This window comes from Acinetobacter sp. 18QD2AZ41W, from assembly GCF_009829025.1.
Lineage (GTDB): Bacteria > Pseudomonadota > Gammaproteobacteria > Pseudomonadales > Moraxellaceae > Acinetobacter > Acinetobacter pseudolwoffii.
This window is the reverse complement of the sequence record NZ_WURP01000005.1, coordinates 70,134-94,327: the sequence shown is the minus strand read 5'-3', so window position 1 is coordinate 94,327 and position 24,194 is coordinate 70,134. Positions and strand designations below refer to the sequence as shown.

The 24,194-nt window shown below is 43.2% G+C and carries 22 protein-coding genes and 1 tRNA gene; 12 read left to right on the top strand and 11 right to left on the bottom strand.

What is annotated here, in order from left to right; translation table 11 throughout:
• The first annotated feature begins 47 nt into the window (after positions 1-47).
• Positions 48-725, top strand: a complete 678-nt coding sequence (locus GVV58_RS09300; RefSeq protein WP_005172071.1) for a YetF domain-containing protein — start codon at positions 48-50, stop codon at positions 723-725.
• Between the two features lies 1 nt (position 726).
• On the opposite strand, the gene GVV58_RS09295 is transcribed toward GVV58_RS09300, so the two are convergent.
• From GVV58_RS09295 to GVV58_RS09285, 3 genes are all read right to left on the bottom strand, one after another.
• Entirely contained in the window at positions 727-1,428 is a 702-nt protein-coding gene (locus GVV58_RS09295; RefSeq protein ID WP_159516409.1) for an HAD family hydrolase, read from the bottom strand.
• Between the two features lie 269 nt (positions 1,429-1,697).
• Positions 1,698-2,987 (bottom strand): DcaP family trimeric outer membrane transporter, encoded by a 1,290-nt coding sequence (locus GVV58_RS09290; protein WP_159516408.1) that lies wholly within the window; start codon positions 2,985-2,987, stop codon positions 1,698-1,700.
• A gap of 346 nt (positions 2,988-3,333) precedes the next feature.
• Positions 3,334-4,590 (bottom strand): MFS transporter, encoded by a 1,257-nt coding sequence (locus GVV58_RS09285; protein WP_171502642.1) that lies wholly within the window; start codon positions 4,588-4,590, stop codon positions 3,334-3,336.
• 132 nt (positions 4,591-4,722) lie between these two features.
• Here GVV58_RS09285 and GVV58_RS09280 point away from each other — a divergent pair, with 132 nt between their 5' ends.
• The 5 genes from GVV58_RS09280 (at position 4,723) to putP (ending at position 9,479) form a co-directional block, all read left to right on the top strand.
• Entirely contained in the window at positions 4,723-5,352 is a 630-nt protein-coding gene (locus tag GVV58_RS09280) for a 1-acyl-sn-glycerol-3-phosphate acyltransferase (protein ID WP_005172078.1), read from the top strand.
• Between the two features lie 63 nt (positions 5,353-5,415).
• A complete protein-coding gene (locus GVV58_RS09275) occupies positions 5,416-6,333 on the top strand; it encodes a patatin-like phospholipase family protein (RefSeq protein WP_159516407.1) in 918 nt (305 codons plus the stop codon).
• Between the two features lie 98 nt (positions 6,334-6,431).
• Positions 6,432-6,914: an NfeD family protein gene (locus GVV58_RS09270; protein ID WP_005172082.1), complete on the top strand. Its 483-nt coding sequence runs from the start codon at positions 6,432-6,434 to the stop codon at positions 6,912-6,914.
• A 3-nt stretch (positions 6,915-6,917) separates the two neighbouring features.
• Entirely contained in the window at positions 6,918-7,775 is an 858-nt protein-coding gene (locus GVV58_RS09265; RefSeq protein WP_005096199.1) for an SPFH domain-containing protein, read from the top strand.
• 213 nt (positions 7,776-7,988) lie between these two features.
• Complete coding sequence (gene putP / locus GVV58_RS09260; RefSeq protein WP_159516406.1) at positions 7,989-9,479, top strand: sodium/proline symporter PutP; 1,491 nt, start codon at positions 7,989-7,991, stop codon at positions 9,477-9,479.
• Between the two features lie 92 nt (positions 9,480-9,571).
• On the opposite strand, the gene GVV58_RS09255 is transcribed toward putP, so the two are convergent.
• Positions 9,572-10,480 carry a farnesyl diphosphate synthase gene (locus tag GVV58_RS09255; RefSeq protein ID WP_005096193.1) on the bottom strand — a complete coding sequence of 303 codons (909 nt, stop codon included), beginning with the start codon at positions 10,478-10,480 and terminating at the stop codon, positions 9,572-9,574.
• Positions 10,481-11,004: 524 nt separating this feature from the next.
• On the bottom strand, positions 11,005-12,195 hold the full coding sequence (gene prpF / locus GVV58_RS09250) for a 2-methylaconitate cis-trans isomerase PrpF (protein ID WP_159516405.1): 1,191 nt from the start codon (positions 12,193-12,195) through the stop codon (positions 11,005-11,007).
• A gap of 333 nt (positions 12,196-12,528) precedes the next feature.
• Here prpF and GVV58_RS09245 point away from each other — a divergent pair, with 333 nt between their 5' ends.
• The 4 genes from GVV58_RS09245 (at position 12,529) to GVV58_RS09230 (ending at position 17,123) form a co-directional block, all read left to right on the top strand.
• Positions 12,529-13,884, top strand: coding sequence for an amino acid permease (locus GVV58_RS09245; protein WP_074383119.1), 1,356 nt, complete (start codon positions 12,529-12,531; stop codon positions 13,882-13,884).
• Positions 13,885-13,976: 92 nt separating this feature from the next.
• Positions 13,977-14,049, top strand: a tRNA-Arg gene (locus GVV58_RS09240).
• A gap of 339 nt (positions 14,050-14,388) precedes the next feature.
• A complete protein-coding gene (locus GVV58_RS09235; RefSeq protein ID WP_159516404.1) occupies positions 14,389-15,654 on the top strand; it encodes an outer membrane protein transport protein in 1,266 nt (421 codons plus the stop codon).
• Between the two features lie 314 nt (positions 15,655-15,968).
• On the top strand, positions 15,969-17,123 hold the full coding sequence (locus tag GVV58_RS09230) for an outer membrane protein transport protein (RefSeq protein WP_159516403.1): 1,155 nt from the start codon (positions 15,969-15,971) through the stop codon (positions 17,121-17,123).
• A gap of 60 nt (positions 17,124-17,183) precedes the next feature.
• Here the strand turns inward: GVV58_RS09230 and thrH are convergent, their stop codons facing one another.
• On the bottom strand, positions 17,184-17,801 hold the full coding sequence (gene thrH, locus GVV58_RS09225) for a bifunctional phosphoserine phosphatase/homoserine phosphotransferase ThrH (protein ID WP_004646225.1): 618 nt from the start codon (positions 17,799-17,801) through the stop codon (positions 17,184-17,186).
• A 204-nt stretch (positions 17,802-18,005) separates the two neighbouring features.
• Here thrH and GVV58_RS09220 point away from each other — a divergent pair, with 204 nt between their 5' ends.
• Both GVV58_RS09220 and GVV58_RS09215 read left to right on the top strand, forming a co-directional pair.
• Positions 18,006-18,740, top strand: coding sequence for a phosphoadenylyl-sulfate reductase (locus GVV58_RS09220; RefSeq protein ID WP_100328857.1), 735 nt, complete (start codon positions 18,006-18,008; stop codon positions 18,738-18,740).
• Between the two features lie 172 nt (positions 18,741-18,912).
• Entirely contained in the window at positions 18,913-20,295 is a 1,383-nt protein-coding gene (locus tag GVV58_RS09215; protein WP_005096186.1) for a wax ester/triacylglycerol synthase family O-acyltransferase, read from the top strand.
• Between the two features lie 207 nt (positions 20,296-20,502).
• On the opposite strand, the gene GVV58_RS15470 is transcribed toward GVV58_RS09215, so the two are convergent.
• From GVV58_RS15470 to mreC, 5 genes are all read right to left on the bottom strand, one after another.
• Positions 20,503-20,676 (bottom strand): PA1571 family protein, encoded by a 174-nt coding sequence (locus GVV58_RS15470; protein ID WP_005096185.1) that lies wholly within the window; start codon positions 20,674-20,676, stop codon positions 20,503-20,505.
• Positions 20,677-20,808: 132 nt separating this feature from the next.
• Entirely contained in the window at positions 20,809-22,263 is a 1,455-nt protein-coding gene (gene rng, locus GVV58_RS09210) for a ribonuclease G (protein WP_159516402.1), read from the bottom strand.
• 41 nt (positions 22,264-22,304) lie between these two features.
• Positions 22,305-22,871: a Maf-like protein gene (locus GVV58_RS09205; RefSeq protein ID WP_005172102.1), complete on the bottom strand. Its 567-nt coding sequence runs from the start codon at positions 22,869-22,871 to the stop codon at positions 22,305-22,307.
• The gene (gene mreD, locus GVV58_RS09200; RefSeq protein ID WP_005096176.1) at positions 22,859-23,350 is read right to left on the bottom strand and encodes a rod shape-determining protein MreD; all 492 of its coding nucleotides are present in this window, start codon (positions 23,348-23,350) and stop codon (positions 22,859-22,861) included. The genes GVV58_RS09205 and mreD overlap by 13 nt, the downstream gene beginning before the upstream one ends.
• A complete protein-coding gene (gene mreC, locus GVV58_RS09195) occupies positions 23,337-24,194 on the bottom strand; it encodes a rod shape-determining protein MreC (RefSeq protein ID WP_005096172.1) in 858 nt (285 codons plus the stop codon). The genes mreD and mreC overlap by 14 nt, the downstream gene beginning before the upstream one ends.

Below are 24,194 nucleotides of genomic sequence, written 5' to 3'. Positions count from 1 at the left end.
TGCCACATTGCTAGACTCAGCTCAACGCGTTATATAGGAACAGCTTAATGGATTGGGTCTCGATCTTTATTCATGATACGACTTGGAGCTTTGCATCAGAGATTTTGCTACGTTGTATAGTCATGTATATCATGATTATCCTGTTTTTACGGCTGACCGGAAAACGTGGTGTACGACAGCTTTCCATCTTTGAAGTCGCGATCATTCTCGCCCTGGGCTCAATTGCCGGTGACCCGATGTTTACCGAAGATATTCCCCTGATTCAGGCAGTTCTGGTAATGTCAGTGATTATCCTGATGTATCGCCTGACCACTTGGCTGATGATGAAATACCAATGGTTTGAAGACCTACTGGAAGGCAAACCGATTTATATTGTGGAAGATGGCCTGCTGGTCATTGAGGAAATTAAAAAAGGCAAAATGTCACATGATGAATTCTTTGCCGAAATGCGCCAGCAAGGCGTAGAACATCTGGGTCAGGTGCGTACCGGTTTACTGGAAACAGACGGTAAATTCAGTGTGTTATATTTTACCGATGATCAGGTGAAATACGGCTTGCCACTATTTCCTAAAACCTGTTCGATCGTGGAGCAGGTGAAAGCAGACCGTTTATATGCCTGTATTTATTGCGGTCAGGTTCAAAACCTCTCTACAGCTGCACAACAATGTCCTCGCTGCAAATCAGCACAGTGGGCTGAAGCGATTAATTGTTTACGCATCACTTGAATTAAAGCTGATTCAGCCGTTGTAAATGCGTGAAAATTTCAGGTAGCTGCTGGATTTTATATTGGATTTCTTCGGCATCAGGATGAAAGCCCTGCATCCACAAGGCATGCATTCCGGCATTTTTTGCCCCTTGTATATCATTGATTGGATGATCGCCAATATATAAACAATGTTCAGGCAAGACGCCTAAACGTTGTGCAGTAATCTGGAAAATTTCTGGTTGGGGTTTGCTGAAGCCGACTAATCCCGAACTGATGATTTCATCAAAATAACCGGCAATCCCCAAACCCCGAATGGTATTTAAACGGGTGTCGTGTCCACCATTGGAAACAATCGCCAGTTGATAGCCTTGGGATTTCAACTGCTCGAGTACCAGCTTGGCATCTGGCATTTCTACAGCGCAACGACCAAACTGGCTGAACCAGAACTGTGCCAGCTCTTCTAGACTGGGAGGATTTAACCAGGAGAGCTCCTGTAATAAGGCATAAGCCGCCGAAGCCCCGATACTGCCATGCGTCAACAATTCCTTTTTCGGATAACCGCCATTATCGATGCGCCGTACTATTTCGATAATTTTTTCTGGTTCGACCTGTGCCAGAGCCGGAGCATAATACTCTGCCAGAGAGCGGCTATACGCTTGTGCGGTGAGATCACGATGGGTCAAGGTATTATCAAGGTCAAATAAAACAGCTTGAATAGTCATAGTTTTAAAAAAGGCAGGCTAAGGTTTATAGTCATGTTATCAGCCTGACACTTTAAGCATCAGAACTAAAATTGCTAAGTTTTGTATTTTCAAGTATAAAAAAGCGGTGCCGAAGCACCGCTTTTTTTAGATTACACAGTTTAAATTAGAATTTGTATTTTAAGCCTGTACGAATCCCTAGGCGTCATTAAAAAAATCTTCTCCTAAGGGATTGATGTAAAAAATCCCACCAAGTGGTGGGATTTTTTTATTTAGCTTTACATCATCAATTAAAAGCTATATTTGCTCATTAAACCAATACGGTTATCTTTGAATTTCTTATTATTAAATTCTTTACGCTCACCGTTGACATACTCAACACCAAACTCAAGTGGTTTAACCGGTGAATACACCATATTCGCCCACGCTTGTTGTACCTCTTTGTTTGCACTAGCATTGACTTTTGCATAGTCTGAGTCTTTATCAGCAAACAATGCACCATAACCAACTGAGGTTTTTAGGTTAGGTAAAATGCTGTAGGTTAAGCCCGTTTGTACCGCCCAAATTTCATTTTGCTCAATATTACGGTCATTTTCATCATCTACAAATGCAGGATTGGCATTGGTACCATACAGAATACCGTTCACACCTTTGGTGTAGCTGACATCTAGCGTCGCTTTTAAAGGATCAAGCACTTGATAGGTTGTACCTGCAGCTAAACCCCAACCTGCTTTACGCTTATTAATGTTTTCATCTTTATAAACTTCAACTAAAGCACGCGCAGACGCATTACCTTTTTTATCATCAAAGTTGTGTGCTAATTTAGCAGTCAATGTTGGTACGCTTGATTTGATGTCTGTAGCACTTGAGTTTGGTTTTTCTGCAGCCAGGAACAATTGCGTTGCCGGTGTCAAATCAAAACCATAACGAACCATTGGTAGACGGGTAGTACCCCCACCGACGTTGGTGCTGAAGTCAATCATAAATGGTGCATGATTTGACAAGAAGGTAGATTGTGTTTGACCAATCAACCAATTTTCATAGGTTAAATATGCTTGACGTACACGGAATGAATCGTTAGTACCTGCAAAATCACTTTCAAGTTTACCGCCAATTTCTGCACCTTCAACATTGGTTTTAAAATCTAAACCTATTCGTGTTGTTTTTGCTGTTGCCACAAATTTATCTCTGGTTTGTTGAGCATTGGGTTGATTCGCTTTACCGTTGCCAACGTTAGCAACATCAGAGAAGTCACCTGATGAACCTTCAATAATATAGTTCGCATCACCACGAACGAAACCATATAGCTTCACTTCAGTATCTGATTTTGTACTTAGGGCTTTCGGTGCAGCTGCTGATTGTTGTGGGGTTGCTTTGACTTGTTCTATTTGCACTGCTTGAGTTTGCTGAACTTGTTGCTGCTGTAATACTAATGCTTTTAATGCTTCAATTTCTTGGCGCAGCTGCTTAATTTCTTTTTGCTCTTGTGTTTCAGCATGTGCAACAGTCCCCATCATCAATGTTGTTACTGCTACTGCTAATCCTTTAGCTAAAAACTTTCCTGTTAAAACTTGACTCATTAAATTCTCCATAGTGAACACATGTTCATTGGCATTGGAAGTTCGGTGATCTCAACTGAAACCTACACCGTGTGGAATATCTATAATTATGAAATAGCTTGGTTATGATCTCGAAAGACGACTCACGCAATATATGTCGAGTTAAAAGCCCACGTATCATGTCATGTATTTGACTGGACTTACACTTTTAACCCTAGCTACACAACAAGCTACTTGAAAACATCAAGAATTTAACAACTTTCAAATCAGTTTGAAATCATTTTTATCTCATACTTTTATCTATAATATGTATTAACCACACTTTTAAAATAGATTGCTTTTTTTTCAGTCAGCTTTAATTCATATTTCATGATGACTGTGATTGCTGATCGACTCTCCCCCAAAATACGATAGGCAATAGAAGCACTATGCTGATATAAACAATATAGGTTAGATATTTTGCATAGCCTAAATAATCCCCCAATATCCCACTCAACATATATAAGCCACCACTTACCGTCGCCATAATTGAGACTTGAAAAGTAAAATCAGTCCCGGCCAGACGCTTACGGCTGTATTGCATAATGAGCGTCAGCATTACCACCAAGAGCATTGCCGAAACCAGATCTTCTGCTGCATTAATAGTATAAATCAGCCAGTTTTCGACTTTAAGCTGGGCTTCATATTGTGCTGCCAGCCAGGCATAGGCCATTAAGCTCAGTATTTTGAGCACCGAAAAAGACATTAAACAATAACGACGTGAAAAGAACTTCAGGCAATAGCCTGCCAGACCAGCTCCAATCAGGGCAGCACCTGCACCCAGCATGGTCACGTACACACCAATCTGAGTAAAGCTCAGACCCAGATCGACCATTAAAGGCTTCAGCAAAGGGCCAGATAGCCCATCTGCGACTTTAAATGTCAGCAAGACCAGCAACCAGCAGCGCAAGCTTGGATGCGTATAAAAATACCGAAAATAGGCTTTGATTGTGAATTGAGTAGAAGTAGTAATTTGCTCAGACGCGACCGAGTGATGCTGTGGCTCTTTAAATTTTAAAACAGGCAGTGTATTTAGAAAAACCAGTGCAGCCAAAAGTAGAAAAGTGCTTTGCCATTGCAATAGGTCTAAAAACAGTAAAATGGCACCACCACCGACAATAAACCCCAAACGTGATCCAATGACCTGAAAGGTATTGCCCCAATGCTGCTGTTCATTTTTCAGAATATTGACGGCAAGTGCATCGGTGGCAATATCCTGTGTCGCGCCTACGCCATTCATAAACAGTAATGCAATAAAAAAGGCCAATAGATAAACCGGCTGATCTAAAGCCTGAATGGGCAAAAAGGACAAGGCGATCAGCACTGCCACCGAGAGCAATTGCAGCGGAATAATCCAGCTTCGATAATGCCCTGTGGCTTGAGAGCCATAACGATCGACCAATGGCGCCCAAAACACCTTGATTGACCAAGGCAGCATGAGCAGGCCAAAACCACCGATCTGTGCCAGCGACACTCCTTCTGCCCGTAAGATCACCGGCAAAGCATGGGTCATAAATCCGACTGGCAATCCTTGCGCCCAATACAGGGAAAACAACACAATGTAAGTATTCCGCATATTCGGCATGCTGGGTCCTTAATAGGCAAAAGAAGCAGAAATCATTCAACAAGCTGGACATTTTGCCAATGAAAAAACCAAAGTAAAAGCCTAATATCATTAAAAATAAAGAAAAATATGTGTCAGGAAGAGACTTTAAGCATGACCAAAAAGCACTTTCCAGAATTACCTCCCTTGGTGCCCAGTCGAGGCAATCGACTCAGCCGTTATTTTTTTAAACGGATCTTTTTAGCGCAGGGCTGGCAGCTTGAAGGTGAGTTTCCCAATTTACCAAAAGCCGTTGCGATTATTTCTCCACATACGTCCAATATTGATGCCTGGCATGGTTTTATTGCACTCTTAGCTATCGGCTTAAAGGTCACTATTTTTGGTAAAAACAGCCTGTTCCATACCCCATTAAAGCCCTTACTTGAATGGATTGGGGTGATTCCGGTGGTTCGGGATAGTCCACAAGGTCATACCCAGCAGATCGTGGAAATCATCAAGCAAAAAACCCAGATTTGGGTCGGTATGGCACCCGAAGGTTCACGTAAAGCGCCAGAAAAAATCCGCAGTGGTTTTTATCATATTGCCGATCAGGCCGGCCTGCCTATTGTCATGCTGGCTTTTGATTATGATATTAAAACCATTCATATTCTGGGTGTCTATCAGCCGACGGGCGATTATGAACATGATCTGGTGCAGATTTATGCACATTATCAAGGCAAGATTTCGGCAAAAAATCCGGACTGGATTGCCAGGCCTTTACAAAAGCTGTTGAAAAAAGACTAGGCAAAATCCTGTTTTTTTGCTCTGATAGCCTATATTTTGATGACTTAGTGATCATTTACCACAATGAAATTAGCGTCTTATGCTCTGATTGGCTGTCTTGGCCTCAGTCTGGCTGCATGTGATAAAGCCAGTAAAACCACACCGACTCCTACCCCACTTCAGGCCCGCGAACCCGTGATTGCAATTGCACTTGGCGGCGGCGGTGCGAAAGGCTTCGCCCATATTGGCGTGATTAAGGTACTGGAGTCACACGGCATTAAACCGAAAATTGTCACAGGCACCAGTGCCGGCAGTTTTGTCGGCAGTCTATATGCCAGCGGCAAATCACCGTATCAGTTGCAGCAAATTGCCTTGAATTTTAAGGAATCGGACATCCGTGATTTAACCTTAAATCGGCAAGGGATTATTGCCGGACAAAAGTTACAGGATTTCGTCAACAGAAATGTGGCAAATAAACCGATTGAGCAGTTCCCGATACGGTTTGCTGCGGTGGCGACCCGCCTGGATACGGGACGCAAGGCAGACTTTATTAAAGGCAATGCCGGACAGGCGGTGCGCGCTTCTTGCAGTATTCCCAATGTATTTGTCCCGGCCACCATTGGCGGGCTGAAATATATTGATGGTGGACTGGTCAGCCCGATTCCAGTCAAAACTGCCAGGGATATGGGTGCCGATCTGGTGATTGCGGTGGATATTTCTGCACGTCCTGACAGCAACAAAGCTGTGAATATGTGGGGCCTGCTGGATCAGACCATTAATATTATGGGTCAGCAAAGTATTCATGAAGAACTGAAGCAGGCCAATGTCGTGATTCAGCCCAAAGTTGGCCATATTGGCACCCTGGATTTAAAGGCCAGCAATCAAACCATTCTTGAAGGTGAAAAAGCAGCACAGTTAAAAATCCGGGCCATCCAGAAAATGATTACTGATTTCAAACAGTCCCCTGCTGCATTTAAACCAGCACGTGCTGCGAAATTCTAAGGTACGAATTTTTTATATTCATCTGAACCGGCATCTGTTACATTGGGCTTAATCACATAATGATGATTAATTAAACACTTAGCGATATAGGTCACGATATGGAATTTGTTATTGAACCCTGGCACTGGTTTGTATTAGGCGTTTTGCTGATTCTTTCGGAATTGCTTCTACCCGCTTTTGCTGCCCTGTGGTTTGGTATCGGCGCCATTTTAGTGGGCATTTTATACTGGATGTTCCCGATGATGGGACTGACCACCCAGATCCTGACCTGGATTGCTCTATCCGTCCTCTGTACGCTGGCATGGTTTAAATTTATCAAGCCACTTTCGATTGATAAAACCAAAGCTGGTCTGTCTCGTGAAGCGACGATTGGCCAGATTGGTATGGTCATTCAAACCAATCTTGAAAATGAACAAATCAGAGTACGTTTCCCGATGCCGGTTTTAGGCTCAGATGAATGGGAATGTCGTACTCTGGATCAGGTTCAGGTCGGTGACCGTGTTCGCGTCGTGGATATTCTGGGGAATGATCTGGTGGTTCAACCCCACAGCACACATTATCAAAATGAAAAAGGTGAATAAGATATGTCTGGTGGAACTATAATTGTTATCGCATTTTTGGCCTTTGTGGCGATTACGATTTTTAAAGGGGTACGTATTGTCCCGCAAGGTTATAAATGGATCGCACAACGCTTGGGCAAATACCATACGACGCTGAATCCGGGTCTGAATTTTGTCATTCCGTATATTGATGAAGTGGCTTATAAAGTCACCACCAAAGATATTGTGCTGGATATTCCTTCACAGGAAGTGATTACCCGTGATAATGCCGTGTTACTCATGAATGCGGTGGCCTATATCAACCTGACCACACCTGAAAAAGCGGTCTACGGCATTGAAAACTATTCTTGGGCAATTCAAAACCTGGTACAAACTTCGTTGCGTTCGATTGTCGGTGAAATGGATCTGGATGATGCCCTATCATCACGTGATCATATTAAAGCACGTTTAAAATCCAGTATTTCCGATGATATCTCGGACTGGGGTATCACGCTTAAAACCGTTGAAATTCAAGATATTAAACCGTCAGTCACCATGCAAACCGCGATGGAAGAACAGGCCGCTGCTGAACGTCAACGTCGTGCAACCGTGACCAAAGCTGATGGTGAAAAACAGGCTGCCATTCTGGAAGCGGATGGTCGTCTGGAAGCATCGCGCCGTGATGCAGAAGCACAGGTGGTTCTGGCTGAATCTTCACAACGTGCGATTGATATGGTGACTTCGGCAATTGGTAGTAATGAGATTCCGGTTGCCTATTTACTCGGTGAGCAATATATCAAGGCCATGCAAGATATGGCCAAATCACCGAATGCCAAAACGGTGGTCTTGCCTGCAGACGTGCTGAACACGATTCGAGGCGTGATGGGTCGTCCGCCTCAGTAAAAAATTTCATTTTCAAATCCATAGGCAGCGTATTCGCTGCCTATTTTTCGTTTAAACACGAAAATCTCAGCAAAGATTTGGAATTTATGCTTAAATTTCGCGTTATTTTTTGAAATCCTTTGGGCTTTGATGCCAGATCTGTGTTTCGCCACAGCATTCATCATCAACATAAGTCCTTATTCGATTACTGTCCAACTCGAAAATGGATACCGTATGAGCTCCCTAAATCCAACGTTAATTACCTTTCTTTTTTATATTGTCGCCATGGTGGTGATCGGCCTGATGGCTTATCGTGCGACCACAAACTTTTCCGATTACATTTTAGGGGGCCGTCGTTTAGGTAGTTTTGTTACTGCACTTTCCGCTGGGGCTTCCGATATGAGTGGCTGGCTGCTAATGGGCCTGCCCGGTGCAATTTATCTTTCTGGTTTGTCGGAAATGTGGATTGCGATTGGCCTGATTATTGGTGCCTGGTTAAACTGGTTGCTGGTGGCTGGCCGCTTGCGGGTACATACAGAAGTTCAGTACAATGCCCTGACCCTTCCAGATTATTTTTCCAATCGTTTTAACGACCAGAAGAAAATTTTACGTATTGTATCGGCTTTTGTGATTCTGATTTTCTTTGCGATTTACTGTGCCTCAGGCATGGTGGCAGGTGCGCGCCTGTTCGAAAGCATGTTTGAAATGTCCTACACGACGGCGCTCTGGATTAGTGCCATTGCCACCATCAGTTATGTATTTATTGGCGGTTTCCTGGCAGTCAGCTGGACTGATACCATTCAGGCCGGCCTGATGATCTTTGCGCTGTTGCTCACACCAATTGTGACCCTGTTGACCTTCTCTGATATGTCTCAGGTCACTCTGGCGCTTGAAGCGGCACGTCCACAGGCCATGAATCTGGTCGGTGATTTAAGTACGGTTGCCATCCTGTCACTACTGGCATGGGGCTTGGGTTATTTTGGTCAGCCACATATTCTGGTGCGCTTTATGGCGGCAGATTCAGTCAAGTCAATTCCAAATGCACGCCGTATTGGTATGACCTGGATGATCCTGTGCTTAGCTGGTGCCGTGGCTGCCGGTTTCTTTGGTATTGCTTATTTCCAGCAACATCCGGAACTGGCCAGTGTGGTGAATGCCAATCCTGAAACTGTATTTATGGAATTGACCAAAATTCTGTTCAACCCATGGATTGCCGGTATTGTCCTGGCTGCGATTTTGGCTGCAGTAATGAGTACTTTAAGTTGTCAGCTTCTGGTCTGCTCAAGTACGCTGACAGAGGATTTTTATAAATCCTTCCTGCGCAAAAATGCATCTCAAAAAGAACTGGTTTGGGTTGGCCGTTTTATGGTGCTGCTGATTGCCCTGCTGGCGATCTGGATGGCGGGTAATCCTGAATCGAAAGTGCTGGGTCTGGTCGCTTATGCCTGGGCCGGTTTTGGTGCTGCATTTGGCCCGCTGATCATTCTGTCCCTGTTCTGGAAACGCATGACTTTGAATGGTGCCTTGGCAGGTATGATTATGGGTGCAGTGATGGTGATTTTATGGAAAAACCTGTTCGCAGCAACAGGTGTCTATGAAATTATCCCGGGCTTTATCTGCTCATTCATTGCCATCATTGTAGTGAGCTTGATGGGTAAAGTACCTACGGCTGAAATTACCGATCGTTTTGAACAGGCTGAACGTCTGTATAACGAAACCAAATAAAATTAACGATCAAAAAAAGCGGACTTTAAAGTCCGCTTTTTTAATACCTGAACAATCACTCAAAATAAAAACAATGAACAGATTCAAGCATTTTAATTTTTACGCTGAAGTAAAAACTGGGTGATAGAGATCAGCTCTGCCGCCTGATCATCAAAATGAGCAAGTGCGGCTAAGGCCTGATCATGCAATTGCTGTGCATAGGCTTTGGCCTGTTCCAGCCCCATCAAGGCAGGATATGTCGATTTTTCTACCTGCTCATCCTTGCCAGCTGTTTTACCCAACACTTCGGTATCAGAAATAATATCCAGAATATCGTCCTGCACCTGGAAGGCCAGACCAATCGCCTGTCCAAACTCACGCAGCTTTGGAATCGCCAGATCTGTACCTTCAAAGATTGTGACCGCCGCCATCATGATCGCAGCACTCATCAAGGCACCGGTTTTATTACGATGAATGGTTTCTAATACGTCCTGATCAATTTTTTTGCCTTCGGACTGCAAATCCAACACCTGACCATTGACCATTTTCGAAGAGGCTGTGGCCAGAATCTGCATTTGTTTTAGCACAATCGAAGCATCTACCGCAGGACCTTGATCAAACAGACGACTGCCTAAAATTTCAAAGGCCATCGACTGTAGAATATCACCTGCCAAAAGCGCGGTATCTTCACCATAAGCCACATGACAGGTCGGCTGACCACGGCGCAGCAAATCATTGTCCATACACGGCAGATCATCATGTGCCAGTGAATAACAATGGATAAATTCAATCGCAACCGCCGCACGGCGTACCGCCGCGGTATTCTGATTCGGTTTTAGTGCTGCTGTGGCATAGCATAATGCTGGACGAACACGCTTCCCTCCCAGCATCACGGCATGATGCACCGCCGACTTTAAAGGTTCAGGAATGGCAAAGGCATCTAGGGCTGTCAGTAAATCTTGTTGAATACGATGTTGTGCTTGAGTCAATGCATGGATTGATACGTCAGTAATAGATGACACATTTGCCTCGAATACATAGTCCGGAAGGATGAAAATAACAAGTTTGAGCCACTTGTCCTGATAAGCACTATTGTACCTACAATCGCCTTGAATTTTCAGCTTTATCTGTGGATTGATTTAAAGCAGCAATAGATATCAAAATATGTTCCTCCACTAAAAAACCACTGCCGCGACAGCGCTACTGTCCCAGAGTTGAAGTGCTTGGATTTATCAAGTGCCTGTGGCAGAGATGCCACACATTGCCCATCACCACAGGACGTCGTGTATGGGCAATAAGAGACCTTTGCCTACCTTGGGTCTTTCCAAAGTAGGATTTCACCTGCACAAATCCATTTAAACTTTTAAAGGAAAGATGAGGCTGGACAATATCTACCTCTAAATATAAACAAGTTTAGATATTTAAACGTATTCTCTGATAGCTTTTATTACTTCCTACCATGCCAACGATAGCTGAGTCAAAATTTTGGCCAGTAATGGTCACAACAGTAATTTTCTCAGGCTAAATAATGGGTCGGCAAATCAAACTAGAACAAAACATCTTCAGGAACGCGTACCCAACCTTCCATCAACACACGTGCACTGCGACTCATGATGGCTTTTTTCACTTTCCACTCTCCATTTTCCTGACTTGCTTGTGCGCCTACTCTTAAAGTCCCCGAAGGATGGCCAAAACGCACGGCTTCACGCTCTACACCGCCTGCCACCCGATTCACCAGAGTCCCCGGAATGGCTGCCGCCGTACCAATTGCCACCGCAGCTGTGCCCATCATGGCATGATGCAGTTTCCCCATAGACAAGGCACGAACCAGAATATCGGCATCTGCTTCGGCAACCACCTTGCCACTTGATGAGGTATAAGTTTTGGATGGCGCTACAAAAGCGATTTTTGGGGTGTGCTGACGGTTAGCTGCTTCGCTAATGTCCTGAATCAATCCCATCTGCTTCGCAGCATAAGCACGAATGGTTTCAAACTTTGCCAGCGCTGCCGCATCATTATTCATATGATCCTGAAGCTCGGTGCCGTTATAACCCAAATCTCCCGCATTCAAAAACACGGTGGGAATGCCGGCATTAATCATGGTGACTTCAAAACTGCCAATATTGGGAACTTCCAGCGTATCGACCAGATTACCTGTCGGAAACATCGAACCGCCTTCGCCATCATCATCGGCAGGATCTAAAAATTCGATCTGTACTTCGGCTGCCGGAAAAGTCACACCATCCAGTTCAAAATCGCCCAACTCCTGAACTTGACCATTTCGCATTGGTACATGCGCAATAATGGTTTTTTGAATATTGGCCTGCCAGATGCGGACTGTACACAGCCCATTTTCCGGAATACGTGATCTATCAATCAGATCATTAGAAATGGCAAAAGCTCCCACTGCTGCGGTGAGATTACCGCAATTACCACTCCAGTCCACAAAAGGACGGTCAATTGCCACCTGACCAAATAAATAATCAACATCATGATCGGCCTGCTGGCTTTTTGACAGAATCACGGTCTTGCTGGTACTTGAACTGGCGCCGCCCATACCATCGATCTGTTTAGCATAAGGATCTGGGCTACCAATCACGCGCAGCAGAAGCTGATCACGAATCCGGCCGGCCTGTTGTGCTTCTGCGGGCAAATCATCCAGCTTAAAAAAAACGCCTTTACTGGTGCCTCCACGCATATAGGTTGCAGGAATCTTGATTTGGGCTGCAAAACTCATGAATTGTTTCATCCTTTGGCTTGTCTTTGTTTTGGTAAAAGTTATGGAATACTTATGAGAAGAGTATAATCGCTTTAAAGCCAAGGAAGTTCAGTGCTCCGACCTAAGTATAAAAAATCAGCATTCGTATCAGAGCAAAAAAACAGGAAACTCATCAGTTACAATGTCAATAAAATTAATATATTGATTCAGTTATCTTTTATTTAATTTATTTTTATAATTTTTTATTATAAATCTGATAATAATATTTCATTCAAAGTCTTGCACTAGGTTTCTGAACTTTGTTCCATTACAATCTTTATACTTATTTTTTCCATTGTCGGGCTGAACACTTTGAATAACGAGTCTTCACAACTTCAGCGTGGCTTAAAGAACCGTCATATTCAGTTGATCGCCATGGGCGGTGCAATTGGCACAGGCTTATTCTTAGGTTCCGCACAGGTGATCCAATCTGCGGGTCCTTCTATTATTTTGGGCTATGCCATTGGTGGCTTGATTGCATTTTTAATCATGCGTCAATTGGGTGAGATGATTGTTCATGAACCTGTCGCAGGTTCATTCAGCCATTTTGCTTATAAATACTGGGGCAAGTTCCCCGGTTTCCTTGCGGGCTGGAACTACTGGATTTTATATATCCTGGTGGCCATGACCGAACTTACTGCCGTTGCGAAATATATTAACTATTGGTGGCCTTTTATTCCAGCTTGGGCATCGGTACTGTTTTTCTTTATCGTGATTACCCTGGTCAACCTCGGCAATGTGAAATTCTACGGTGAATCAGAATTTTGGCTTTCAATCATTAAAGTGACTGCAGTTATCTCGATGATTGTCTTCGGTTTATATCTGATCTTGACTGCAGATGCTTCCTCGACTGCGTCTTTCAGTAATTTATGGACTGCAGGTGGTTTCTTCCCGAATGGCTTTGAAGGTCTGTTCTTCATGCTGGCCTTCCTGATGTTTGCCTTCGGTGGGATTGAACTGATCGGTATGGCAGCAGCAGAAGCTGAAAATCCAGAGAAGACCATTCCGAAAGCGATTAATCAGGTGGTGTTCCGTATCCTGATTTTCTATGTGGGTGCATTGACGATTTTGTTATCACTGGTGCCCTGGAATCAGCTTGAGCTAGGTGGTCTGGATAAAAGTCCATTTGTAATGATTTTCAGTCAACTGGGCATTGGCTGGGCAGCACACTTACTGAACTTTATTATTTTAACGGCTGCACTGTCTGTCTATAACAGCGGTATGTATGCCAATAGCCGCATGCTCTATGGTCTGGCTCAGCAAGGAAATGCACCTAAAGTCTTCATGCAAGTGAATAAACAAGGTACTCCGATTGCTGCGGTATTGTTTTCTGCCGCGCTGATTTTCGGCTGTGTATTACTTAACTACTTTGTTCCTGAAGATGCATTAAGCCACTTGATTTATATTGTGGTCGGTGCGTTAGTGTTGAACTGGGCGATGATTACGCTGACCCATCTCAAATTCATTCAGAGCATGAAGAAGCTCGGCCAAAAGACCTCATTCCCAGCACTATGGTCTCCAGCAGGCAATATTCTGGTCTTAGGTTTCATTATTACGATTCTCTACATCATGTGGACTCAGGGTTTTCAGGAATCTATTTTAATGATTCCGGTTTGGATTGTGGTCATGTTCGTTCTGTTTAAGTTGCTTAAGCCTAAAAATACTTAATCAGTTTATATAAGTATATATTCTTAAAAAGTTATTGCTGCGGCAATAACTTTTTTTTCAATTAAGTTTGCAGTACATTAACCCTTCTTTTTGCGCCCTTAGCTTAACTGGATAGAGCAGTTGCCTCCTAAGTGACCGACGTGGGTTCGAGTCCCGCAGGGCGCGCATTATTAAATACGTGATTTATTTAACAAAACATCTAATGAATTATTTAAATACTTATTATTTTTTTATTTCCTCCCTTTTCCTTTCCTAAATCTATGATAGTTATAACTAAATAAATATTAACCAGCGTTTTCCCCACTCATTATTAGATCTTTTACTCTATTCAGCTGCTTTTTTATGCTTTATTTTCACTCTAGAGCATTTACTCTTATTTTAATTGTGGTATTTTTGACACATGGAGTAACAAATGATTGCGGTTGAGTAACCGAAGTCTCCAAAAATTAAATAAGTGCAAACAACAACGCTAGATATAAATTTGTACCTCAAGGAAAGACGTAAATGAAATTAAAAACATTAACTACTGCAATGATTCTTGCAACTGTACCAATGACGGGTGCTTTTGCTGCTGCAATGGACCGTTCAGGCCAATCTATTGCAGCCTTCCTGCAACCGGGTAATTACTTTGAAGCAGGTATCTCTGTATTAGATCCTTCTGTATCAGGTACTACAGCTAATACCCCACTAACATTAGGCCCTGGTGCAAATCAGGCTACAGGTGACATGGCTAGTGATTATTACTTCCCATCAGCTGCATTAAAGTTCCAAGTTACTGATAATTTTTCTTTTGGTCTTCTTTATGATCAACCATTTGGTGCTGAAGCAGAATATTCCGCTCCAAATGCCGGTCTCAATGCTTTTTCATTTGGTGGGGAAGGTACAGCAGCAGAAGTTACTACTGAAAATTTAACTTTCTTATTTGGTTTTCAACCAAATGAAAACTGGAATATCTATGCAGGACCTGTTTACCAAGAAGCTAAGGGTAAGGTTAGCTTACGAGGTACTGCTTATTCTGCATTAGGTGGAGCCCCTGTTGCTTTACTAGGGGGAGCCTCACTTCCATATGATGCTGATATGAAAAAAGATAGTGAAATCGGGTGGATTGCAGGTTTAGCATATCAAATTCCAGAAATTGCATTAAAAGCCTCATTGACTTATCGTTCTGAAATTGAACATAAACTAACGGCCACTGAAACTCTAAATAATTTGCCAGCTTCAGCAGTAGTAGGTGGTATTGGATTAACTCTTGATCCTGGTAAAACAGATGTCACAACTCCTCAATCTGTAAATTTAGACCTACAATCAGGTGTGATGGCAGATACGGTCGCATTCTTAAATGTACGCTGGGTAAATTGGGATGGTTTTGCAATCCGTCCAAATGAGTTCGGCCAAATTATTGATACGTTGGGTGCAGCGACTGGAAATACTGCTTTAGTAGGCGGAAACCTGGTTGAATACAATAAAGATCAATGGTCAGCTACAGCTGGTGTGGGTCGTAAATTCAATGAGCAATGGGCTGGTAATGTTTCAGTAGGTTGGGATTCTGGTGCAGGTAATCCTGTTACCACTCTTGGTCCAACTGAAGGTTATTGGAACGTTGGTTTAGGTCTACAGTTTAGCCCAACTCCAGCAACCTTTATTGCTGGTGGCGTGAAATACTTCTGGTTGGGTGATGCAACAGCTCTGACCGTAGCTAATCCAAATGTTGGTGAATTTGAAGATAACCATGCTCTAGGTTATGGCTTAAAAATGGGTTACCGCTTCTAAGCTCTAATTGAATAAAAAACCACTTTCGAGTGGTTTTTTATTTTTTAACTCTAATTTTATACACTTGCATATCATTTGCTTGTTTTACGAGCAATTAATCCTGCTCTAAATATCATTTTTCTCAAATTTAACTTTTATTTTTATTTTCTTATTTATCATTTAGTTAATATAAAAATATAGTATAAATACTCTAAGCAACCCTTTTATTTAACCGCCTTAGTTCATTTCTTCAACAGAGCTGAGTATTTACTCTTTTTAAAATTATGTTACTTTTCCAGCACATTTTTGTTACAGATGGCATCAGGGAACGTACCATGAAGCTCAATAAAATTTATTCTGCTATTTTACTTAGCACTTTACCTCTTTCTGCAGTTCAAGCAGCTGGCCTAGACCGTTCTGGTCAATCTATTTCTGCTTTTTTACAGCCGGGTAACTATGCTGAAGCAGGTATTTCTGTTCTTGATGCTGAAGTAAAATCAAAACAGCTTAATGCGGATGATATGGCGGAATCTTATTACTTCGCTAATGCCGCAATTAAAGTACAAGCAACCGATAAAATTTCTTTAGGCCTGATTTATGATCAGCCTTATGGTGCAGATTCAAACTATCAAGCTGTAGGTCCTCTTTCTATTTTCTCTCAAGGGAATGAGTCAACTTCTGTAGAAGTAAAAACACATAATATAACTGCACTTATTGGGTACCAGCCAACAGAAAACTGGAACTTTTATGCAGGTCCGGTATGGCAAACGGTAGAAGCCGATATTTCTCTTCGTGGTTTAGGATATGGTGCATCTCCAACTGACCCTACTAAACGTGGCCTGAGTGGCTATAACATCCATATCGAACAAGAAGAAGCTTTTGGCTGGGTTGCTGGTTTTGCTTATCAAATTCCAGAAATTGCATTAAAAGCTGCTGTAACTTATCGTTCTGAAATTGATCATAAAGCCAAAAGTGTCGAAACATTTTCTAGTCCACGTGGTGTAGCAACATTACTGACTTCTGATGTCCATGCGGTAACCCCTCAGTCAGTAAACTTAGACTTTCAAACCGGTGTAGCAGCCAATACCATCGCATTTGCAAACGTACGTTGGGTACATTGGGATCAATTTGCAGTAACCCCTGAATATCTTAAAAATGCTTCAGGCAATAATTTGATTGATTATTCAGATGACCAATGGTCTGCGAATGTTGGTGTTGGCCGTAAATTTAATAATAAATGGTCAGGTTCTACTTCTGTAGGTTATGACTCTGGTGCAGGCAACCCAGTCACTACTTTAGGTCCAACTGAAGGCTACTGGAATGTAGGCTTAGGCGCGCAATATAGCCCTGCAGAAAACTATTTCATTCAAGGTGGTGTGAAATACTTCTGGTTAGGTGATGCAACTGCGAAAGCAGGTAAGAACGAACTTGGCGATTTTGAAGATAACCATGCACTCGGCTATGGTCTAAAAATCGGTTACCGTTTCTAATTTTTTGATAGATTCAATAAAAAAGGCGCTTTAAGCGCCTTTTTTATTTACTTAAATAATTTAAGCTGGAATATCACGTACTGAAGCATTACGAATCGCTTCTTTTAACGCATCATAACCACGAATTGGCGGGAATTGCGGGAATTCAGCAATCACGTTCTCAGGGGCATCAAACAGGAAACCATGGTCTGCCTCACCTAACATTGTAGTATCGTTATAAGAATCCCCTGCCGCAATCACACGGAAATTCAAACCATGCAGTGCTTTAACAGCCTGACGTTTTTGGTCCGGCTGACGAAGTTTATAAGCAGAGATCATTCCTGCTTCATCTGTTTCCAGTTTATGACAGAAAATTGTCGGCCAATCCAGTTGCTTCATCAATGGATGTGCAAATTCATAGAACGTATCTGAAAGAATAATCAATTGAAAATGCGTACTCACCCATTTCACAAATTCTTTTGCTCCTGGGAAAGGCCCCATTTCTGCAATCACTTCCTGAATATCGTTCAAGCCTAAACCGTGCTGTTTTAAAATATTCAGACGTTGGGTCATCAGTACATCATAGTCAGGAATGTCACGAGTCGTCGCTTCAAGCTCTTTAATACCGGTTTTTTTAGCAAAGTTAATCCAGATTTCTGGAACCAACACACCTTCTAAATCTAGACATACGACTTCCATGAACATTCCCTCTAAGTTGTATTGAAAAAATTTTGCACTATCATAGCTGAAGAAACAGATTTTGCACTGTACTTTTTTAAATCTATTTTTTTCATAAGTATTTATTTTTTAGTGATAAGTCAATTAAATTAATTCCATTAAAATAGATGTTAAATTAATTAATATAGGCCATGTCCTTTCCAAGCCTATATCGCCAGGACTCTCATGACCATCATTCCTACTATTGATCGTATTGATGCGCTTGCATCTGAATATGCAGATAAATCGCCTAATGAAATTTTGGCACTTGCACTGAGCCAGCAGGGTGAAATTGCGATTTCATTTTCTGGGGCCGAAGATGTTGTATTGATTGATATGGCCTCTCATCTGGGTAAACCATTCCGGGTATTCAGTCTGGATACTGGACGTTTACATGCAGAGACCTATCAGTTTATTGAACGGGTACGTAAGCATTACAACATCGAGATTGAAATCTGCTTCCCTGAAACGGATGCAGTACAAAATTTAGTGACCACCAAAGGTTTATTCAGTTTCTTTGAAGATGGCCATCAGGAATGTTGCGGTATACGCAAGGTTCAACCGCTACGTAAAAAACTGGCGACGCTGGATGGCTGGATTACTGGTCAGCGCAAAGACCAAAGTCCGGGTACACGCAATGAAATTCCTGTGGTTCAGGCAGATCCAGGTTTTTCCGGTCCGGGTAAGCAGCTGATCAAATACAATCCTCTGGCCAACTGGTCCAGTGCAGATGTCTGGAGTTATATCCGCATGATGGAAGTGCCTTATAATGCGCTGCATGAAAAAGGTTTTGTTTCAATCGGCTGTGAACCCTGTACCCGCCCTGTGCTGCCGAATCAGCATGAACGTGAAGGCCGCTGGTGGTGGGAAGAAGCCACGCATAAAGAATGTGGTCTGCATGCCGGCAACTTGCAAAAATGATCTAGCATAACCATCGACTCGTCGGTGGTTTTTTCATAAACCAATCATCTACAGAAAAATCAGTACCTTTCCGTGGCAAAATCGCTATACTTTGTAATGTCAATATTAATAATTCTAACAAGGTTGTTCGGATCAGAGCAGCTGAAGAAAGTGCAGTGAGGCAATCTACGCTATGCGTCCATTACATCCAATTGATTTTATTTTCTTAACTTTAGAGAAACGGCAGCAGCCTATGCATGTAGGTGGGCTATTTTTATTCCAAATTCCCGAAAATGCACCAGCTTCCTTTATTCAGGATCTCGTCACTGATATTCAAAACTCCAAATCATCGCCGATTCCACCTTTTAATAATTATTTAAATGGCCTGTTTTGGGATGAAGACCAAGAATTTGATTTAGATCATCATTTTCGTCATATTGCCCTGCCGAAACCGGGTCGTATCCGTGAATTGCTCACTTATATTTCACAAGAACATAGTGCGCTGATTGATCGTGCCAAGCCTTTATGGACCTGTCATATTATTGAAGGAATTGAAGGTAATCGTTTTGCCATGTATTTCAAGATCCATCATGCGATGGTGGACGGAATCGCCGGCATGCGTCTGGTCGAAAAATCGCTGTCGCATGATCCGAATGCCAAAAGTATTGTGCCACCGTGGTGTGTTGAAGGGCCACGCGCCAAACGCCTTAAAGCACCTAAGGTCAATGCTTTTAAAAATGTCCTGCAAACCATTAAAGGCCAACTGGAATGCGCACCACGCGTCGCTTATGAGCTGTCTCAGACCGTTATGAAGGATATGGGGCGCAATCCGGATTATGTGTCCAGTTTTCAGGCACCAAGTTGTATTCTGAACCAACGTGTCAGTGCTTCGCGTCGTTTTGCGGCACAATCCTTTGAATTTTCACGTTTACGGCATATTTCTAAAGCATTGGGCGTCACGATTAATGACATGGTACTGGCCATCTGTTCAGGTGCACTACGTGAATATTTACTATCACAAAACGCTTTACCGAAAAAACCATTAATTGCTATGGTTCCGGCCTCGGTTCGAAGTGATGATTCGGATGTTTCCAATCGCATTACCATGATTCTGGCCAATCTGGGCACCCATAAAGAAGATCCTCTGGAACGTCTCAAAATTGTACGTGGCAGTGTACTGAGTGCCAAGGAACGTTTTAAACGCATGAATGCCAATCAGATTTTAAATTATAGTGCCTTTGTCTATGGTGCAGCCGGTCTGAACATTGCATCCGGTTTAATGCCAACGCGCCAGGCATTTAATGTGATTATTTCCAATGTACCCGGCCCTCAGGAACCGCTATATTGGAATGGTGCACGTCTCGAAGCGCTTTATCCAGCCTCAATTGTACTAGATGGGCAGGCTTTGAACATTACCATGACCAGCTATCTGGACAAACTGGAAGTCGGCTTAACCGCATGCCGTAATGCCCTGCCGAAAATGCAGAACCTGCTGACGCATCTTGAAGAAGAAATCCAGCGTTTTGAACGAATTGTAGATGGTGAACCTGTCCCAAAGTTACAGGCGGTGAGCTAGCCGCGGATCAATAAATAGAATATATAAACTGAAAAAAGTGTTGATCATTTTTGCCAGTCCTAGCGCACATAATTAAGGGGCTCATAGAGCCCCTTGGTTTTATTTTTTAACATCGTTTTAAATTTATTTTATATTTTTGGGATGATGCATCCATTTTTGATTGCCTAGAATTTATTTCAATCTGCACAAGATTCTGTATCGGTAGCATTAGCTTTTGATGGTACGACACTGTTGTAATAATTGATGGCAGGCATTACGAATCATGCTGGCGGTAATCTGGACTTCATTACCGCGCTCATCGACGATATATCCTGCATGTACAGTCTTTGGTTCTAATACGTGTTTTAGGCCTTTATTAATTACTGCTTTACTCATATTCATAACACACTCCTTTTGCTAAGCCTGAAACTGGGAGAAACGGCTTTGGCTAATTCATGCATCTAGTATTGTAAATAACAGCACCAATGTAAAATTTCAGATGTAACAAGTGTTTAACGATATTCTGTTACAATTTCAGCTGAGAATGATATCGTATTGCTCTTGCGTATACAGATTTTCTACTTGGAACTTAATCACGCGATTAATGAAATGCTCTAGATCAGCGACTGCTGGGGCCTCTACTGTTAGTAAACGATCAATTACAGCGGGATGCGCGACAACAGTAAAGCCACTCTGCGACTCATAAGCACGTGCATAACGCAGAATTTCTCTGAATATTTCGTAACATACTGACTCGGCTGTTTTGACATAACCACGTCCCTGACAAGTCGGACAGGATTCACAGAGTAAATGTTCCAGTGACTCACGGGTGCGTTTTCGGGTCATTTCCACCAGACCCAGTTCAGATACCTGAGTAATCTTGGTTTTAGCATGGTCACGTTCCAACATGCGCTCAAACTGTTTCATCACTTCTTCACGATGCTGCGCTTCCTGCATATCAATGAAATCAATGATGATAATTCCACCCAGATTACGCAGACGCAACTGACGTGCAATGACCTGAGTCGCTTCCATATTGGTTTTAAAAACAGTGTCTTCCAGTGAGCGACCACCCACATAAGAGCCGGTATTGACGTCAATGGTGGCCATCGCTTCGGTCTGATCAATCATCAGATAACCGCCCGACTTCAACGCAACACGAGTTTGCAGCGCCTTTTGCAGATCTTCTTCAACATTATATAAGTCAAAAATTGGACGCTCGCCCGGGTAGTGCAGTAAGCGGTCTCGCATATTCGGCACGAATTCTTCGACAAACTCTTGCAGCTTGGCATGAATTTCACGTGAATCGACGTAGATTTTTGCAGTTTCTTCATTGGCCAGATCACGAATGATCCGTTGTGGTAAAGGCAATTCTTCAAAGATCAGCGAGGGAACTGCAATAATCTTCTGCTTACGCTGGATATATTCCCAAAGCTTGGCCAGATAAGCCATATCCTGTGCAATGGCTGCTTCTTCAATCCCTTCTGCTGCAGTACGCACAATCACTGAACCTGGCAGCTTATGTTCCGCCTGAATCTGCTCAATAATCGAACGCAAGCGATTGCGCTCTTCCTCGGATTCAATCCGCTGTGACACCCCAATATGATTGCCATAAGGCATCAGCACCAGATAACGCGAAGGAATAGACAGATCCGTTGAAAGACGGGCACCTTTGGTACCCAGCATATCTTTCATCACCTGAACCGTGAGGATTTGACCGGGCTGAAGCAGTTCGAAGACATTTGGGGTCGGCTGTTGGCGCGGCCAGACCATATCATTGATATGTAAAAATGCCGTTCTGGACAGGCCAATATCCACAAACGCAGCCTGCATACCCGGCAAAACCCGTACCACTTTGCCTTTATAGACATTACCGACCAAGCCACGCTTGGCTGTACGCTCGACAAACAGTTCATTGACCGTGCCGTTTTCAATCAACGCGACCCGACATTCCATCGGCGTGACGTTAATCAATAACTCGTCAGACATAATTACACTCAAAACATTATAAAAATTCTTTTTATCAGCAGTTAATTTAGTGCCTTAACTGTCTGTAATAACTGTACGGTTTCATAGAGCGGCAAGCCAACCACATTGGAATAGCTGCCTTGTATTTTTGGAATATAACGTGCTGCAATTCCTTGAATCGCATAAGCCCCGGCTTTCCCCAGCGGCTCACCTGTGTCCCAGTAACTTTCCATGTCTGCGGCACTCAGGATTTGAAATTCGACCTGCGTACGTACCACTATACTGTATTTTTCATCTTTTGTACGAACACAGACACCGCTATAGACATCATGCCACCGACCGGAGATTTTTGTCCACATTTCAATGGCATGTTGCTTGGATTCTGGTTTACCCAAAATCTCACTATCGACCCCCAGACTGGTATCCGCAGCAATGATGATCGCATCTGGATAACGCTCGGCCACTGCATCAGCCTTGGCTCGTGCCAGACGTTCAACATAAGCCGCGACGGATTCACCTTCACGCACAGATTCATCGATATCCGGACTGTAGATATCAAAGCTCAGTCCGAGCTGCTGTAATAACTCACGACGCCGAGGTGAGCTGGAAGCGAGAATTATATGCGCCATTTTTTCAACATATAATAGAGGACAGGCCAAACCAGAATACTGGTCAGCATTGGAATCCAGTGCCGGGCAAAAGAAAATTGCACGCCTGCCACAATCTGGGCAAAAAAGATCATCAGCAAATGTGCAACAATTGCCAGCCCCGTAATCACCCAGAGATTATTAAAGGTCAGGATACGGCGTTCACGAGTCAGGAATCGGGCTAAAAAGGCAATAATAATAAAGCTGAGGGCATTCAGACCTAAAGGTGCGTCCAGCAGCAAATCAATAAAAATACCGGTACCAAAGGCAAACCATATCCCGCACCAGGTCGGCTGACACAACACCCAGAATAGCATCACCATCAGCATGAACAGCGGACGCCAGCCCGAGAGAGTATAAGAAAGTGGATAGACCATTAAAATCGAAGCCACGATCACTGAAATGACGATGGCAAATAAGGGATCACGATGCTTTCTGGATTTCATCTTAGCGATTGACATGCGGTTGCTCCATCGCCAATGAGTCGGAAAATAACACCACCACATGATGACCACCGGCCAACTGCGCGGCTGGCGTTACATCAATCTGGGCAAATTCACCTGAATTATGTCGTTGTACTTTGGACACCTGCCCCACCAGATAACCTGCCGGAAAATGTTGGCCCAAGCCTGAACTATAGACTTTTTCCCCGACCTTGATATTGGCACTGGTCGGTACATATTCCATTTTCAAACGTCCCAGATCACCCGTCCCCGAGACAATGGCACGCATTCCAGTATGTTCCAGACGCACTGACAATGAATGTTCTTTATCAGACAACAGCATGACCCGGCTACTATGCGGATAGACATTAATAATCTGTCCCATAATCCCCTTGTCATCCAGTACCGTTTGCCCGACTTTCAGCTCGTTATTTGAACCCCGGTTGATCACAATGATATGTCTTAAAGGATCGGCATCGGTGCCAATCACTTCCGCAATTTCAATACGCCCGTCAATGATCAGTGGTGTATCGAGCAGACCGCGCAAACGGGTATTTTCAGCAGAAAGTTCAGAGATTTTTTGTAAGCGAACTTGCGCCTGCAACAACTCAGCCTGCATCGCGGTATTTTCCCGACGCAACTGAACTTCAGACTTGGTTTGTTGATTCAACCACTCTCGCGACAATACCGGATAACTGGCCACAGCATAAATAGGATTATAGGCCGCGTACAGGACATCCCTTGCAGGTTGTACAACATGTGGCATGCGCCAATCAAAGAAAAGCACCACCAAGCATGTTACCAATGCAATGATAAAAGAGCGAAAAGATGGCGGTTGTCGAGAAAACAGATGTGCTTGCAC

Coding starts and splice junctions, on each gene's coding strand:
- GVV58_RS09300 (WP_005172071.1), top strand. CDS start 48: ATGGATTGGGTCTCGATCTTTATTCATGATACGACTTGGAGCTTTGCA.
- GVV58_RS09295 (WP_159516409.1), bottom strand. CDS start 1,428: ATGACTATTCAAGCTGTTTTATTTGACCTTGATAATACCTTGACCCAT.
- GVV58_RS09290 (WP_159516408.1), bottom strand. CDS start 2,987: ATGAGTCAAGTTTTAACAGGAAAGTTTTTAGCTAAAGGATTAGCAGTA.
- GVV58_RS09285 (WP_171502642.1), bottom strand. CDS start 4,590: ATGCCGAATATGCGGAATACTTACATTGTGTTGTTTTCCCTGTATTGG.
- GVV58_RS09280 (WP_005172078.1), top strand. CDS start 4,723: ATGACCAAAAAGCACTTTCCAGAATTACCTCCCTTGGTGCCCAGTCGA.
- GVV58_RS09275 (WP_159516407.1), top strand. CDS start 5,416: ATGAAATTAGCGTCTTATGCTCTGATTGGCTGTCTTGGCCTCAGTCTG.
- GVV58_RS09270 (WP_005172082.1), top strand. CDS start 6,432: ATGGAATTTGTTATTGAACCCTGGCACTGGTTTGTATTAGGCGTTTTG.
- GVV58_RS09265 (WP_005096199.1), top strand. CDS start 6,918: ATGTCTGGTGGAACTATAATTGTTATCGCATTTTTGGCCTTTGTGGCG.
- putP (WP_159516406.1), top strand. CDS start 7,989: ATGAGCTCCCTAAATCCAACGTTAATTACCTTTCTTTTTTATATTGTC.
- prpF (WP_159516405.1), bottom strand. CDS start 12,195: ATGAGTTTTGCAGCCCAAATCAAGATTCCTGCAACCTATATGCGTGGA.
- GVV58_RS09235 (WP_159516404.1), top strand. CDS start 14,389: ATGAAATTAAAAACATTAACTACTGCAATGATTCTTGCAACTGTACCA.
- GVV58_RS09230 (WP_159516403.1), top strand. CDS start 15,969: ATGAAGCTCAATAAAATTTATTCTGCTATTTTACTTAGCACTTTACCT.
- thrH (WP_004646225.1), bottom strand. CDS start 17,801: ATGGAAGTCGTATGTCTAGATTTAGAAGGTGTGTTGGTTCCAGAAATC.
- GVV58_RS09220 (WP_100328857.1), top strand. CDS start 18,006: ATGACCATCATTCCTACTATTGATCGTATTGATGCGCTTGCATCTGAA.
- GVV58_RS09215 (WP_005096186.1), top strand. CDS start 18,913: ATGCGTCCATTACATCCAATTGATTTTATTTTCTTAACTTTAGAGAAA.
- GVV58_RS15470 (WP_005096185.1), bottom strand. CDS start 20,676: ATGAATATGAGTAAAGCAGTAATTAATAAAGGCCTAAAACACGTATTA.
- rng (WP_159516402.1), bottom strand. CDS start 22,263: ATGTCTGACGAGTTATTGATTAACGTCACGCCGATGGAATGTCGGGTC.
- GVV58_RS09205 (WP_005172102.1), bottom strand. CDS start 22,871: ATGGCGCATATAATTCTCGCTTCCAGCTCACCTCGGCGTCGTGAGTTA.
- mreD (WP_005096176.1), bottom strand. CDS start 23,350: ATGTCAATCGCTAAGATGAAATCCAGAAAGCATCGTGATCCCTTATTT.